The organism is Streptococcus sp. HMSC062H02, from assembly GCF_001813005.1.
Taxonomy (GTDB): Bacteria; Bacillota; Bacilli; order Lactobacillales; family Streptococcaceae; genus Streptococcus; species Streptococcus oralis_S.
Genome location: NZ_KV811132.1, coordinates 1 through 13,186, shown reverse-complemented (window position 1 = coordinate 13,186; position 13,186 = coordinate 1). Strand labels below are relative to the sequence as shown.

Annotated in this window: 14 protein-coding genes; all 14 read right to left on the bottom strand. The window is 41.8% G+C overall.

Annotation, left to right across the window (positions count from 1 at the left end; all coding sequences use genetic code 11):
* Positions 1–77: 77 nt before the first annotated feature.
* Positions 78–1,328: a threonine ammonia-lyase IlvA gene (gene ilvA, locus HMPREF2885_RS07570; protein ID WP_000947300.1), complete on the bottom strand. Its 1,251-nt coding sequence runs from the start codon at positions 1,326–1,328 to the stop codon at positions 78–80.
* A gap of 79 nt (positions 1,329–1,407) precedes the next feature.
* Complete coding sequence (gene ilvC / locus HMPREF2885_RS07565) at positions 1,408–2,430, bottom strand: ketol-acid reductoisomerase (protein ID WP_000290683.1); 1,023 nt, start codon at positions 2,428–2,430, stop codon at positions 1,408–1,410.
* 77 nt (positions 2,431–2,507) lie between these two features.
* Positions 2,508–2,984: an acetolactate synthase small subunit gene (gene ilvN, locus HMPREF2885_RS07560; protein WP_001253813.1), complete on the bottom strand. Its 477-nt coding sequence runs from the start codon at positions 2,982–2,984 to the stop codon at positions 2,508–2,510.
* The gene (locus HMPREF2885_RS07555) at positions 2,977–4,677 is read right to left on the bottom strand and encodes an acetolactate synthase large subunit (protein ID WP_049519462.1); all 1,701 of its coding nucleotides are present in this window, start codon (positions 4,675–4,677) and stop codon (positions 2,977–2,979) included. The genes ilvN and HMPREF2885_RS07555 overlap by 8 nt, the downstream gene beginning before the upstream one ends.
* Positions 4,678–5,000: 323 nt before the next feature.
* Positions 5,001–7,082 (bottom strand): elongation factor G, encoded by a 2,082-nt coding sequence (gene fusA, locus HMPREF2885_RS07550; RefSeq protein WP_000090340.1) that lies wholly within the window; start codon positions 7,080–7,082, stop codon positions 5,001–5,003.
* A 287-nt stretch (positions 7,083–7,369) separates the two neighbouring features.
* A complete protein-coding gene (gene rpsG / locus HMPREF2885_RS07545) occupies positions 7,370–7,840 on the bottom strand; it encodes a 30S ribosomal protein S7 (RefSeq protein WP_000087873.1) in 471 nt (156 codons plus the stop codon).
* A 19-nt stretch (positions 7,841–7,859) separates the two neighbouring features.
* Entirely contained in the window at positions 7,860–8,273 is a 414-nt protein-coding gene (gene rpsL, locus HMPREF2885_RS07540) for a 30S ribosomal protein S12 (RefSeq protein ID WP_001142332.1), read from the bottom strand.
* A 317-nt stretch (positions 8,274–8,590) separates the two neighbouring features.
* Positions 8,591–9,190, bottom strand: coding sequence for a response regulator transcription factor (locus HMPREF2885_RS07535; RefSeq protein WP_049501537.1), 600 nt, complete (start codon positions 9,188–9,190; stop codon positions 8,591–8,593).
* 1 nt (position 9,191) lies between these two features.
* Positions 9,192–10,289, bottom strand: a complete 1,098-nt coding sequence (locus tag HMPREF2885_RS07530; RefSeq protein WP_070657686.1) for a sensor histidine kinase — start codon at positions 10,287–10,289, stop codon at positions 9,192–9,194.
* Between the two features lie 4 nt (positions 10,290–10,293).
* On the bottom strand, positions 10,294–11,028 hold the full coding sequence (locus tag HMPREF2885_RS07525; RefSeq protein WP_000794226.1) for an ABC transporter permease: 735 nt from the start codon (positions 11,026–11,028) through the stop codon (positions 10,294–10,296).
* A 12-nt stretch (positions 11,029–11,040) separates the two neighbouring features.
* Complete coding sequence (locus HMPREF2885_RS07520) at positions 11,041–11,916, bottom strand: ABC transporter ATP-binding protein (protein WP_000216047.1); 876 nt, start codon at positions 11,914–11,916, stop codon at positions 11,041–11,043.
* On the bottom strand, positions 11,903–12,097 hold the full coding sequence (locus tag HMPREF2885_RS07515) for a hypothetical protein (protein WP_070657684.1): 195 nt from the start codon (positions 12,095–12,097) through the stop codon (positions 11,903–11,905). The genes HMPREF2885_RS07520 and HMPREF2885_RS07515 overlap by 14 nt, the downstream gene beginning before the upstream one ends.
* Positions 12,094–12,300: a hypothetical protein gene (locus HMPREF2885_RS07510; protein WP_000390701.1), complete on the bottom strand. Its 207-nt coding sequence runs from the start codon at positions 12,298–12,300 to the stop codon at positions 12,094–12,096. Before HMPREF2885_RS07510 ends, HMPREF2885_RS07515 begins: the two co-directional genes overlap by 4 nt.
* Positions 12,301–12,410: 110 nt before the next feature.
* Positions 12,411–13,186, bottom strand: a 776-nt coding sequence (locus HMPREF2885_RS07505; RefSeq protein WP_148131148.1) for an LPXTG cell wall anchor domain-containing protein, incomplete at its 5' end; no start/stop codon positions are given.

The window sequence follows — 13,186 nt, the reverse complement described above, 5'->3', positions numbered from 1 at the left end:
TCTCCCCCTTTCGTCACCCTCATTATAGCACCATCATTACCATTACGCAAATAATATGATAATAATTTTATTTTAGCTTAAACTAGCATATTGTACAACGTTTCGTTGCCATTCAAATTAATATAAGATGGGTCAAATTTTTCCATCCGATGAATCAATCCAGCATAATCATGTTTATTGGCAAGGGCTACCCCAATCAAGACAGGGCCTGTCCCCTTGCTTGCTCGTTTGATATATTCAAAACGAGTGATGTCATCATTTGGCCCCAAAATGTCATTTACAAACTCTCGTAGAGCTCCTGGACGTTGTGGGAAATTCACTACAAAGTAATGCTTGATTCCATCGTAAATCAAGGCACGTTCTTCCATCTCTGGCATGCGGTTGATATCGTTATTTCCTCCAGAAATGATACAACAAATCGTCTTGCCTTTGATATAGTCTGATAAAACTTCCAAGGCTGCAACGCTGGCAGCTCCGGCTGGTTCCGCTACAATACCTTGTTTGGAATAAAGATCAATCAAGGTTTCAGAAATCAATCCCTCGTCCACCCCAATCAGCGTTTCAACATTCTTACGGGTCGCTTCATAGGTTAATTGTCCAACCTTCTGCACAGCTATCCCATCAGCAAACTTATCAATTTCTTTGAGTTTAACTGGTCCCCCAGCTTCAAAGGCAGCTTTCATAGAGCGAGCTCCATTGGCTTCTACTCCAATCACTTCGATAGTCGGGTTGGTTTCCTTAATATAAGTAGAAACACCGGCAATCAATCCACCACCACCTACTGGTACAAGTACTGTATCAAAATCAATAGACTCTTTACGGGCTTCTTCAAGAATCTCATAGGCTACAGTCCCTTGACCAGCCTGAACATGCGCATCATCAAAAGGATCGATGAAGGTCCGGTTTTCTGTTAATGTAAATTCTTGCGCTGCCTTAGCAGAAGCATCAAAGGTATCCCCAACCAACTTGATTGTCACGAACTCTCCACCGAAAAAGCGAACTTGCCCAATCTTTTGTTGCGGTGTTGTGATGGGCATAAAGATCGTTGCAGGAATCTTCATCTCATTACAAGTATAGGCGACACCTTGGGCATGATTTCCCGCAGAGGCACAGACTACACCACGCTCGCGTTCTTCTTTTGATAGTTGAGAAATGGCATAATAGGCTCCACGAATTTTAAAAGAGCGAACTCGTTGCGCATTCTCCTTTTTGAGATAAATCTTTGCTTGGTATTTTTCTGATAAATAATGATCATATTCTAGTGGTGTATCAACTACTACACCACTCAAAACTTTGTGGGCTTTCACCACATCTTTTGCACTTAGCATTGTCTCCTCCTCAAATACTGTTCAAGATAAAAAACGAGTTAGGTACCCCCAACTCGCCTTCTGTCTCTCTTTACAAGAATTAATTGTAGATTTTGAATGCGTCGTCGTCGTTTTTACCAACGAAAGGCATTGCTTTACGCAATTCTGCACCAACTTTTTCGATTTCAAGGTTAGCTGCTTGTTCACGGTAAGCAGTTAATTTTGGACGACCAGCCTTGTAGTCATTCACAAAGTCATTTGCAAATTTACCATTTTGGATATCTGCCAAAACAGCTTTCATGTTTTCTTTCACTTGCTCAGTAATCACACGTGGACCTGATACATAGTCACCGTATTCAGCAGTGTTTGAAATAGATTGACGCATTTTCTTGAATCCACCTTCATAGATCAAGTCAACGATCAATTTCATTTCATGAAGAACTTCAAAGTAAGCCAATTCTGGGGCATAGCCTGCTTCTGTCAAGACTTCAAAACCTGCTTCGATAAGGGCAGTCAAACCACCACAAAGTACGGCTTGTTCACCAAACAAATCTTCTTCAGTTTCTTCTTTGTAAGTTGTTTCAAGCAAACCAACACGAGCAGCCCCAACACCTTTACACCAGTCCATAGCAATGTTTTTCGCATTTCCAGTTGCATCTTGGTAAACTGCGTAAAGAGCTGGCACACCAAATCCTTCTTCATAAGTACGACGTACCAAGTGTCCTGGTCCTTTAGGAGCACACATGAAGACATCTACATCTGCAGGAACTTTGATAAATTCAAAGTGGATATTGAAACCATGGGCAAATCCAACTGCATTTCCAGCTTCCAAGTTTGGAGCGATTTCTGCTTCGTACAATTCTTGTTGGATTTCGTCTGGTGCCAAGATCATGATAACGTCAGCCAATTTAGTTGCTTCTGCTACTGTGTAAGTGTCAAATCCGTCTTCTTTTGCTTTGTCAAAAGATTTACCTGGACGCACACCGATGATGACATCACGACCTGAATCACGCAAGTTTTGCGCATGCGCATGTCCTTGTGAACCATAACCGATTACGGCGATTTTTTTACCGTCAAGCGCTGCTACTTTAACATCTTTTTCGTATTCCATTTGAACTGCCATAGTTTTTCTCTCTTTTCTATTTTTATTGCCTTATAGGCTGGTTTAACAAATTTATGCTGGATTTTATACTAAGAGTATTAGTCGCGGGTAAATCCAGTTGCACCCGTACGAGCGATATTTTTAATACCATATGGTCGAATCACTCGTAATAAAGCTTCACTCTTCTCAGCATTTCCCGTCATCTGGATGGTGATTGAGCTTGGAGCCACATCTACTACCGTTGCACGGAAAGGTTGGATAATGGCCAAGATTTCTGCACGCTTCTCAGCAGGAGCAGATACTTTTACCAAGATCACTTCTCTTTCCAAGTGTGGTTTATCTGTGATATCACGAATGCGAATTACATCAATCTGACGATTGAGTTGTTTAATGATTTGCTCTACTTCATCATGTGAAGCTACATCAATAATGATGGTGATGCGAGATACATTGGGATTCTCTGTCGCACCAACTGAGATACTCTCAATATTGACTTGACGACGAGAAAGGACACCTGTAAAACGATTCAAAACTCCTGAACGGTTTTGCAATCTAGCTGTTAACATTCTACGCATGGAACTTCACCCCCAACATCTCATGATTGCTCTTACCAGCTGGTACCATCGGTAAGACCTGTTCCTTACGAGAAATATCCACCTCGATAAACATGGGCACATCCTCCAGAATGACTTCTAGATCCTTCTCTATCGTCTCTGGATTATCAAATTTATAGTTTTTGATGCCATAAGCCTGTGCCATCAGCTGGAAGTCAGGAAGTGTATCAAAGACTGACTCGGAAGTTCTACCCTCATAGAAGGATTCCTGCCACTGACGAACCATTCCTAGTGAGTGGTTATTCAACATGACAACCTTAATCGGCACCTTGTAGATGTTTAGGATAGCTAGTTCTTGGTTGGTCATTTGGAAGCCACCATCACCAACAAAAAGGATGACCTCTTTTTCTGGATTGGCAATCTTGGCTCCGATAGCTGCAGGAACTCCGAATCCCATGGTACCCAAACCACCTGAAGTGACTAACTGACGCTCATTTTGGTAAGGATAATACTGAGCTGTCCACATTTGGTGCTGCCCTACGTCAGTTACGACAATGGCATCACCATGCGTCAACTCACCGATGCGTTCAATAACGGCCTGAGGTTGAACCACACGTTCTTTCTTATCATAAGAACGAACTCGATTCTTGTCCTTGGTGACTTTTTCAATCCACTTTTCAGTATTGTTATGAACAGTTGGTTCTGCCAGTAGCATCTGCAAGGCTTTCTTAGCATCCCCCACTACAGGAATATCTGCACTGATAATCTTACCAATCTCAGCTGGGTCAATGTCGATATGAGCAACCTTAGCATTCTTCGCGAAGGTCTTAGGGTTCCCAGTCAAGCGGTCATCGAAACGGCAACCAATACTAATCATAAAGTCCGCTTCCGTCATTGCAATGTTGGCTGCGAAAGAACCGTGCATGCCTCCCATCCCTAGGAAGAGCGGATGACTCGTTGCAATGGTTCCTTGCCCCAAAAGACTAGTGACTACTGGAATTTGGTAACGTTCAGCAAATTCATTGAGCTCCTTAGAAGCTTCTGCATAGCTGATACCGCCCCCTGCTAACAAAACAGGTTTCTTGGCTTTTGACAATTGCTTCAAGATTTTCTTGATTTGCATGTCATTTGGATCAAGTGTCGGTTGGTAACTTGGTAAATTCACCTCCGGCGAATAGATGAAATCTGTCTCTAGGGCTGATACATCCTTGGGCAAGTCAATCACAACTGGACCTGGACGACCTGTCGTTGCGATATGGACAGCTTCCGTAATGATACGAGGAATATCTGCTGTCTCACGAACTTGGTAATTGTACTTGGTAATGGGCATGGTAATACCTACGATATCCGCCTCCTGAAAGGCATCCTTCCCAATCCCAGCTCGCGCAACCTGACCTGTAAAGACCAAAAGGGGAACGCTATCGCTCATGGCATCTGCAATCCCTGTAATGGCATTTGTTGCTCCCGGCCCACTCGTGACGACGGCAACGCCCAACTTTCCAGTTGATTTGGCATATCCTTCAGCTTCGTGCAAACAACCTTGCTCATGGCGTCCCAAGATGTGGCGAATACCTTTAAAATTGTATATCGCATCATACAAAGGTAAGACCGCACCACCAGGATAACCAAAAATGGTATCAATCCCTAAGTCCCGAAGTGTTTCCAAAACTAGGTCCGACCCCGTCTTAGGAGATTCTAAACTGATTTTCTCCATTGTTCCCCTTTCTCTTCTCTTAAAAAAATAGCTTGTTACTATCATACCATTTTTTCAAAAATTTTCAAGGCAAAAGAGTCAATTTTCTGAATTTTCTATCTAAAAGTGTATTTATGAATCATTTCCTTATTTTTATTAAGTTATCTACGGAATTAGGAACCTTTATTTATTTTAATTTATCAAATTAGAATATTTTCTTTCTTGGTAGAATTAGTATTTTTCTCACTTAACGACCAAATTTGTATACTATATTCAGCAAAAATGAATAGTTAAAGACAAAAAAAGGAAGCCACTAAGTGACTTCCTTCTAGAGTGAGGACTGATTAGTCTTCACCTTTGTTTTTCTTAATGATTTCTTCTTGTACTGACTTAGGTACATCTTCGTAGTGGTCAAATACCATCATGAAGGTACCACGTCCTTGAGATGCAGAACGAAGAACTGTTGCGTAACCGAACATTTCAGCAAGTGGAACGTAAGCACGAACGATTTGGCTGTTACCGTGTGCTTCCATACCATCTACACGTCCACGACGAGCAGTTACGTGACCCATAACATCACCAAGGTTTTCTTCTGGAACAGTGATGGTTACAAGCATCATTGGCTCAAGGATAGCTGGTTGTGCTGATTTAGCAGCTTCTTTAAGGGCAAGTGAAGCCGCGATCTTGAAGGCTGTTTCAGATGAGTCGACATCGTGGTATGAACCGTCGTAAAGCTTAGCTTTAACGTCAACCATTGGGTAACCTGCAAGAACACCGTTAGCCATAGATTCTACCAAACCTTTTTCAACCGCTGGGATAAATTCACGAGGAACCACACCACCGACGATTGCGTTTTCGAATTCGAATCCTTTACCTTCTTCGTTTGGACTAAACTCAATCCATACATCACCAAATTGACCTTTACCACCAGACTGACGTTTGAAGAATCCACGTGCTTGAGTAGAAGCGCGGAATGTTTCACGGTAAGATACTTGAGGAGCACCTACGTTCGCTTCAACTTTGAACTCACGACGCATACGGTCAACAAGGACGTCAAGGTGAAGTTCACCCATACCTGAGATAACTGTTTCACCAGTTTCAACGTTTGTTTCAACGCGGAATGTTGGATCTTCTTCAGCCAATTTTTGAAGTGCGATACCCATCTTATCTTGGTCAGCTTTAGATTTTGGCTCAACCATCAACTGGATAACTGGTTCTGGAACGTGGATTGACTCAAGGATGATTTTAGCTTTTTCATCTGTCAATGAATCACCAGTAGTTGTATCCTTCAAACCAATAGCAGCTGCAATATCACCAGCATAAACGGTTTCGATTTCTTGACGACTATTGGCATGCAATTGCACAAGACGTCCGATACGTTCACGTTTACCTTTAGAAGTGTTCATTACGTAAGAACCTGATTGAAGAACACCTGAGTATACACGGAAGAATGTCAAACGACCTACAAATGGGTCTGTTGCAATCTTGAAAGCAAGAGCTGCGAATGGCTCTTCGTCAGATGCTGGACGAGTTTCTTCTTCGTCTGTATCTGGGTTGATACCTTTGATTGCTGGGATGTCAAGTGGGCTTGGAAGGTAATCGATAACCGCATCAAGCATCAATTGAACACCCTTGTTCTTGAAGGCAGAACCACACAATACTGGGAAGAATTCAACGTTGATAGTTGCTTTACGGATAGCAACTTTCAATTCTTCGTTAGTGATTTCTTCACCTTCAAGGTATTTCATCATCAAGTCTTCATCAGTTTCAGCAACTGCTTCAACCAATTTTTCACGGTATTCTTGAGCTTGGTCAAGGTATTCAGCTGGAATATCTTCTTCAAGGATATCTGTACCAAGGTCGTTAGTATAGATTTCAGCTTTCATCTTGATCAAGTCGATGATACCGCGGAAGTCATCTTCAGCACCGATTGGCAATTGGATTGGGTGTGCGTTTGCTTGAAGACGGTCGTGAAGTGTGCTTACTGAGTAAAGGAAGTCAGCACCGATTTTGTCCATTTTGTTAGCAAATACGATACGTGGAACTCCGTACTCAGTTGCTTGACGCCAAACTGTTTCAGTTTGAGGCTCAACACCTGATTGTGAGTCAAGAACAGTAACCGCACCGTCCAATACACGAAGAGAACGTTGTACTTCGATTGTGAAGTCCACGTGTCCTGGTGTGTCGATGATGTTTACGCGGTGGTTGTTCCATTGAGCTGTTGTCGCAGCAGATGTGATAGTGATACCACGTTCTTGCTCTTGCTCCATCCAGTCCATTTGTGACGCACCTTCGTGAGTTTCACCGATTTTGTGGATTTTACCAGTGTAGTAAAGAATACGCTCAGTAGTTGTTGTTTTACCGGCATCGACGTGAGCCATGATACCGATATTACGAGTTTTTTCAAGTGAAAATTCGCGTGCCATGAGGTTTGTTTCTCCTATTTATTTTAATTTCTATTCTATTATAACACGATTTTAATAAAAACGGATAGGCAGGACCTACCCGTTCTCAATGTTTATCTTGTTTTTGTTGGTTTCAACTTGTAGATAAGTTGAATTGAACTCGGGCTAAAAGCTCAAGTTAACTGATTTGAACTCAATTGAACTCGGGCTAAAAGCTCGGAAAATAGATAAGCTTTCCTAGAATCTTTGATTCTGCGTCAAGCTTCCTAATTTTCAGTCGCTTTTTTAACGCCCTTAGTATCTTATTCTTACCAACGGAAGTGTGCGAAGGCACGGTTAGCTTCAGCCATACGGTGAGTGTCTTCACGTTTCTTAACTGCTGCACCTGTGTTGTTCGCAGCATCCAAGATTTCTTTTGCAAGACGGTCTTGCATTGTGTGTTCACCACGAAGGCGAGCGATGGTTACCAACCAACGAAGTCCAAGTGTTGTACGGCGTTCTGGACGAACTTCAACTGGGACTTGGTAGTTAGATCCACCAACACGACGTGCACGTACTTCAAGTACAGGCATGATGTTTTCCATAGCTGTTTCAAATACTTCAAGTGCATCATTGCCAGTAGCTTCTTTGATTTGCTCAAAAGCACCGTAAACGATTGAAGCAGCTGTACCACGTTTACCATCAAGCATAACGCGGTTGATAAGACGAGTAACTAGTTGTGAATTGTAAAGCGGATCTGGCAATACGTCACGTTTTGGAGCTCTATTTTTACGACTCATTTCTCTTTATCCCCTTTCCTTATGCTTTTGGACGTTTAGTACCGTATTTAGAACGGCCTTGTTTACGATCGTTAACACCTGCAGTATCAAGTGCACCACGGACGATATGGTAACGTACCCCTGGAAGGTCTTTTACACGTCCACCACGAAGAAGCACCACGCTGTGCTCTTGCAAGTTGTGTCCGATACCTGGGATGTAGGCAGTAACTTCGATAAGGTTGCTCAAACGTACACGAGCGAATTTACGAAGGGCAGAGTTAGGTTTTTTAGGTGTCATTGTTCCCACACGAGTTGCAACACCACGTTTTTGTGGTGAAGAAACGTTTGTTTGAACTTTTTTATGACTGTTGTAACCAACGTTCAAAGCTGGTGATTTAGATTTTTCTACTTTTGATTTACGCGGTTTGCGAACCAATTGGTTAATTGTAGGCATCTACATTCTCCTGTGTTTTTTATTTTTGGTGATGATACACTTGGTGACAGCTACCATCTGTGTGTACTTTTGCAACATTTGTCAGCACGTCCCTGTACACTTTTGAGAGACCAAAAGTAAAAAGTACCGTCTATTATTGTAACACAATTTTTCCTTCATTGTCAAGATATTTTTCATTTTTATTCTGATCTTTTAACTCTTTGACACTAGCTTTCACCGCTTTTCTAAACCAGAAAAGGAGGCAATTTGCCTCCTCCTTTCTAGTATGGATTTCCTTCGATTCAAGTTATCATTTCGGAATTGTTTAACCCTTCTTATCAAAGCCAACCAGATTCTTTTGCAATGTTGGCTGCCTCTGTTCGATTACCAGCATCTAGTTTCGAAAGAATATTGGTGACATAGTTTCGGACGGTTCCATTTGATAGATAGAGTTGGTCTGCGATTTCTTGGTTAGACAAGCCCTGAGCGATTCCCTTTAAAACAGCGATTTCTTGCTCTGTTAACGGATTGGGGTGCGTCATCACCACTTCCATCAATTCAGGCGAATATTCCTTACGTCCTTCAAGAACAGTGTGCAAGGTTTGCATGAGGTCTGCAATGCTTCTTTCTTTCAAGACATAAGCATCCACTCCAGCCTTGACCGCACGTTCAAAATAGCCAGGGCGTTTGAAGGTCGTCACCACAACCACCTTTGTTTCTGGCTTTTCTGCTCGTATCCACTCCAAGACTTCGAGGCCTGTCTTAACAGGCATTTCTACGTCAAGAATGGCGATATCTACGGGCTCCTTTTCTAAGAGTTGAATTGCTTCTTGGCCATCCTTGGCTTGTAGGACAGAATCTACATCTGGTTGAAAGGTAAGCAACTGGCACATGGCATCTCGCAACATACTTTGATCTTCTGCAACAAGTAGTTTCATCTTAGTTTCTCTCCTTATAAGGTAACCGAACCTGCACTTCAGTCGGATGTTTCTGACTGATCACCTTTACTTCTCCTGAAAAAGGAAGGACACGGTCTCGAACGGTATGGAGCTCATCTCCTTTTAAAGAAGCAAAGCCACATCCATCATCTCTCACTGTTAGAATGAGTTCTTTCTCAGTTCGTTCTAATTTCAAGTAAGCTTTCGATGCTTTGGCATGTTTGATGATATTGGTCACTAGCTCAAGCAAAATCATGGAGGCCGTTGACTCTAATTCCTGAGTTAGGCTAGCTGTATCTAGTTGGTGATTGATTTCCGTTTCAATTCCTGCAATTTCCAGCATTTTTTTAACAGTCGCAAATTCGGAAGCTAGGGTTCTGGTTTTAAGATTTTCGATAATTGTACGAACTTCATTCATGGATTCTTTACTAATCTGATGAATTTCTTTTAACTCTTTTTCCACTTGAGGATAGGCCTGCATTTGAAGAAGCTGGAGGGCAAGGTCCGTCTTCACACTCAACATGGCAAAGGTATGACCTAGGCTGTCATGAAGATCCTGACCGATACGACTGCGTTCGTTTTCAGCCAAGAAAAGATTGAGCTTGGCATTTTGTTTCATCTTTTCTTCTTTTAGCTCTTCTGTTATCCGAATTCGATAGAGACCAAAGGTCATTGCATCGGAAAAGATAAAGGTCACCAAGAAAAAGAGTAGCTGCCAGGGACTAACATGATTGACCATATAGATCCCGGTCAGAATAAATGGTTGCAGGACAATAAAACTGTCAAAACGCCAAGAGTGAAAAGAAATCTCATCCAGCTCATAAATAAGGAGATTGGATAAATAAAAGATAAACCATGTGAAACCTGAACTTAGCCAAACAGATGTATAAAAAATGTAGACAAGCATGGACCACCATGCTAGCCACTGCACGGTGCGATTCTGACTGATTAAAACCGAATAGAAGGCAAGTACAAATAGTAGGGTCCATAGCAAGGTTAAAAGCGGGTAATCTCCAACGATGACACCCGCTATAGGAAAGATGATAAACACAATTGAAATATGAAACATATAATGAATGTTTTTAAATTTTTCCAACATAGATTTATTTTACCTCAATCCGTTTTTTCAGTTGGATTACCAAGACACCAAAGAAAACTGTATAACCTAGTACAACCAAGGCAGCAAGAATGTTAAACTCGTGGTGCTCCAAATAAGTAGAAACGACCTGCATCAGTTGATAGGTTGGAGTCAGCTTTCCAATAGATTGGAGCCATTCTGGGAAGGAATCCAAGGGGAACCACAGTCCACCTAGAACAGCCAAAGCAATATAGGCAATATTTCCAACAACCGTCATCAGTTGAGCACTGGGTAGCAAGCTCACCAAGACCCCCATGCTGATAAAGACCACGCTTCCGATCAGCAAAATAGCACCAATTACCATCCAGTCAAGCCAAGGCAGAGTCACTCCACGGACAAAATGACCAACTGAAAAGACAACTGTAATTGATAACAAGAAAGTCAGTAGGGTACTGAACAGTTTTGATACATAATATTCTACCATAGATACGGGAGAATGTTGAATCAATTTTTGCCAGTTGTTTGTCTTATCAGACTCGAGTGTGCTTGGGATACTGAAAAAAGCACTTGACATGATACTAAAGAGCGTCATGGCAAAAAGATAGGCTTGAAGAGCAATTTCTGGAATATCTGACCCTGACATCATACCAGAAAAGATAAGGTAAAACACACTTGGAAGTCCGATGGATAGCAAGTAGTAGACTGCTTGCCGTTTCATCAGAATGATTTCCACTTTCATGAGACTTGTCATATTTTTCATCGTCAATCTCCTTTAGTCTTGAGTCGTTTCGAAGATACTGTCTAAGAGAGTTCGATTGCGAACTTCAATTTCTTCGATCATGCAGCCCTGTTCTTGCAAGACTTTCCATACCTGGCTGGCTTCTTTGGTTGTGAAGGAAAGAGCATTTTGCTTGATTTCAAGCCCTTGAATCTGGTCCAAAGTGCTGATAACTTCCTGATAAGTTAGTGGTACCGTAAAATGTTTTTCTTGTTCTTCACCACGCATGGCATAAGGTGTCGTATCCCGGATCAATTCACCCTTGTGGAGGACCAAAATGCGGTCAGCCGTATGTTCTACCTCTTCGATATAGTGAGAAGAGTAGACAATGGTGACACCATTTTTCTTTAACTGATTGACAATTTCCCAAAAATGCTGACGTGTCGAGGTATCCATGGCAGCAGTTGGTTCGTCCAAAAATAGAATTTTCGGACGACCTATTAGTGCCAACACGAAAGAGAACAAACGTTTTTGCCCACCAGACAACTTGCCCGCTAGCTGATTTTTCTGTTTGTCCGAAAATCTCAGCAAGTCATCAATTTCTTGATTGGAGAGACTGTTTGGATAGATTGATTGAAAGAAGGATAAGAGTTCTTTCACTTTCAAGTCTTGAACCACCGTATTTTCTTGAGGTAAGATAGAAATAAGCTGCTTTAATCGAGGATCTGTTGGCGCAAACCCTTGAATAGCTATCTGACCTGAGCTCACGAACTTGTCGCCCAAGAGGCAATCAATCAAGGTTGTCTTCCCTGCTCCGTTAGGCCCGATCAAGGCGACACATTCACCATCGTTGATTTCAAAGGAGATGTTCCGCAAGATCTCCTTGTCTTTTATTTTCTTACTCAATTTCTCAACTTTAATCACAGTCATGAGATTCTCCTTTCAACCACTTCATTCCCACAGGGAAAACAACGAAAATCATAAATCCAAAACCCCAAGCACCACGAATAAATTGGCGAAGCAAGGTTTGGTCAAACCAACCAGTAAACATTTCCACTAACCATACCAAGAGTGACAGGCCGATAAAGAAATAGATGATTGCTTTTTTCATTCCTCAAACTCCTTTTTCACATCTCTGACTAATTTCAAACCTTCTCTGACAAGCCAAGACATCATTCCAAAGCCAGCAAAGAGCTCCCAAGGAAAATGATAGAAACCCTCGTCCAATCCTGAAAACATGAGATAGGTCATAACTCCTGCTGCTACTAAACTCACTGCGACAATCATTTTATTTTTCATTTCTTCTTCCTCCATTTCATACTTCAATTATAGACTTTTGAAGTTGGCGGAGCTAGATGCTTCTGTCACTAGGAAATATGACAAATGTCATAAAAAAGAACCGATTTCTCGGTTCTTAAAAATGATTAGTCTGATTCATCGTTTCGTTTCTTTTTACCTAGTAATCCAAATGTCATGGCACCTGCTAGGGCTGTCAGAATTCCTAGATTTTTCAAACCATCTTCTTGAGTTCCAGTATTTGGAAGTTGATGTTTTTCTACAGAGATGTTTTGCGTCAATTGATCTGGTTTCGAATCAGGTACTGAAAGTTCTTTTTTATCAGACGGCTTCACTTGCTCTGGAAGTTCTACTACTGTTGGAGTATAGAATCCTGAAATGATATTTCCATTGCGATCTTTACGGATCACTTTCACACCTTTGGCTTGTCCTACAAAGTCTGCCTCAGGGGTAAAGGTGACGGTGCCATCTGGTGAGATTACATAAGTTCCTTCACCTGGAACGACTTTTTCAGTTGTTCCATCTTCAAAGGTTGGTGGAACTGTCAGCTCGACATCACCTGTAAAGTTTGGTTTACCAGTCTGAGTTTGACCTTTAAGACCTTCGGATGTCGCATCACTCACTTGTGTTTGGCCATGGACAGTTGGTGTGTAATGAGCAATAACTACATTTCCATACATATCCAGACGTTTCACAACCAATCCTTTAGCTGTACCAACAAAGTCTGGTTCTGGAGTAAAGGTAATCTTACCATCTTTATCAATTGTATAACTTCCTTCACCCGGAACAACCATAGTCGTGCTACCATCCTCAAATGTTGGTGGTACAGTCGGATCGATATGCCCTTCAAACACTGATGTTGCCACTTGTGGTTGGCCTTTTGCTCCTGTAGAAGCCGTATCAT

What these genes read in the sequence shown, in the direction of transcription:
- ilvA (WP_000947300.1), bottom strand. Translation starts at nt 1,328, where the DNA reads ATGCTAAGTGCAAAAGATGTGGTGAAAGCCCACAAAGTTTTGAGTGGT.
- ilvC (WP_000290683.1), bottom strand. Translation starts at nt 2,430, where the DNA reads ATGGCAGTTCAAATGGAATACGAAAAAGATGTTAAAGTAGCAGCGCTT.
- ilvN (WP_001253813.1), bottom strand. Translation starts at nt 2,984, where the DNA reads ATGCGTAGAATGTTAACAGCTAGATTGCAAAACCGTTCAGGAGTTTTG.
- HMPREF2885_RS07555 (WP_049519462.1), bottom strand. Translation starts at nt 4,677, where the DNA reads ATGGAGAAAATCAGTTTAGAATCTCCTAAGACGGGGTCGGACCTAGTT.
- fusA (WP_000090340.1), bottom strand. Translation starts at nt 7,082, where the DNA reads ATGGCACGCGAATTTTCACTTGAAAAAACTCGTAATATCGGTATCATG.
- rpsG (WP_000087873.1), bottom strand. Translation starts at nt 7,840, where the DNA reads ATGAGTCGTAAAAATAGAGCTCCAAAACGTGACGTATTGCCAGATCCG.
- rpsL (WP_001142332.1), bottom strand. Translation starts at nt 8,273, where the DNA reads ATGCCTACAATTAACCAATTGGTTCGCAAACCGCGTAAATCAAAAGTA.
- HMPREF2885_RS07535 (WP_049501537.1), bottom strand. Translation starts at nt 9,190, where the DNA reads ATGAAACTACTTGTTGCAGAAGATCAAAGTATGTTGCGAGATGCCATG.
- HMPREF2885_RS07530 (WP_070657686.1), bottom strand. Translation starts at nt 10,289, where the DNA reads ATGTTGGAAAAATTTAAAAACATTCATTATATGTTTCATATTTCAATT.
- HMPREF2885_RS07525 (WP_000794226.1), bottom strand. Translation starts at nt 11,028, where the DNA reads ATGAAAAATATGACAAGTCTCATGAAAGTGGAAATCATTCTGATGAAA.
- HMPREF2885_RS07520 (WP_000216047.1), bottom strand. Translation starts at nt 11,916, where the DNA reads ATGACTGTGATTAAAGTTGAGAAATTGAGTAAGAAAATAAAAGACAAG.
- HMPREF2885_RS07515 (WP_070657684.1), bottom strand. Translation starts at nt 12,097, where the DNA reads ATGAAAAAAGCAATCATCTATTTCTTTATCGGCCTGTCACTCTTGGTA.
- HMPREF2885_RS07510 (WP_000390701.1), bottom strand. Translation starts at nt 12,300, where the DNA reads ATGGAGGAAGAAGAAATGAAAAATAAAATGATTGTCGCAGTGAGTTTA.